At 62.3% G+C, this 981-nt stretch carries 1 protein-coding gene; it reads right to left on the bottom strand.

Annotated features, from left to right (window positions below; genetic code table 11):
• Positions 1–24: 24 nt before the first annotated feature.
• Positions 25–930 carry an IS110 family transposase gene (locus E4Q23_RS23085; RefSeq protein WP_169068747.1) on the bottom strand — a complete coding sequence of 302 codons (906 nt, stop codon included), beginning with the start codon at positions 928–930 and terminating at the stop codon, positions 25–27.
• Positions 931–981 lie beyond the last annotated feature (51 nt).

Genomic DNA, 981 nt, shown 5'->3' with positions numbered 1-981 from the left:
AAAGGAATACCATGCGTAAAATCGTTATTGCGGCAACTGGAAGACCAGCAAGCGCGGCGCCAGATTCGGACCGGCGCCCGGCAGTGCCTGGAACAGCGCGTAGTCGGGCAAGGTCGGGGCGACGCTCTCGATCTCGGCATCAAAGCGGGCGATGGCCTTCAGCGTGACACGTAATTGGTCTACCAGACCCTCGACCATGAGCGCTTTCGGCTTGATCACTGCCGCATCGTCGGTGAGCGGTGCGGCACGCTGGAGGGCCGCCAGGCGTTCTTCGATCAAGCGCGGTTGGTAGCAATGATGTTCCCGGAAGAAGGTGAGCAGTGTCGTCCGGCGGGCGCGTTGCAGCTGCTTGAGGCTGGGCCAATGGCTCAGGAAGTCGCAGAACAGGGCACTCGCTTTCTCGTCGAACCACGCGTTGGCCAGGGGAAAGTACTCCTTCAGCGCGCTGGTCAGGCGGTTGGTGATCCGCGTCTGCTCATCGACGAATTCCCGTCGCTCTTCCAGCAGGCGTTCGAGCGTGCGAATGCCGACACTCTGTGGCTGCAAGGCTTTCAGCTTGTCGCGGTGGCACAGAAGGATCTCCAGCGCGATTTGCGCATCGGCCGGATCGGCCTTGGCGTGGCTGGGCTGGAAGGCCTGACGATACTTCGCCAGGGTGGCGGGATTCACCGGAAACAGGACAAAGAAGTCATGTTTCTGCAGCGCGTAGACCAGCGGTCCGCGGGCGATCTCGAGACAGACGGCCACCGCCTGGCCGTGAAAGCGCTGCCTGAGCGCGGCGGCCCACTCATCAATGGCGTCGGGGCGATGGGAGAGCACGGCGAATTCACGCTGGCGGCTTCCGGCCGCTTGCAGGCAGATGTCGTGTTTCGCATCGGCCCAGTCGATGCCGATGAAGGCGGCGAATTCTGGGTTGGGTTCAGGAGTCATAGTTCATACCTCCAAGTACTAGAGTGGAGGAACGGGACGTGCCTGCCTGGG

Source organism: Candidatus Accumulibacter phosphatis, assembly GCF_012939955.1.
Taxonomy (GTDB): domain Bacteria; phylum Pseudomonadota; class Gammaproteobacteria; order Burkholderiales; family Rhodocyclaceae; genus Accumulibacter; species Accumulibacter delftensis.
This window is presented reverse-complemented; position numbering and strand designations above follow the sequence as displayed.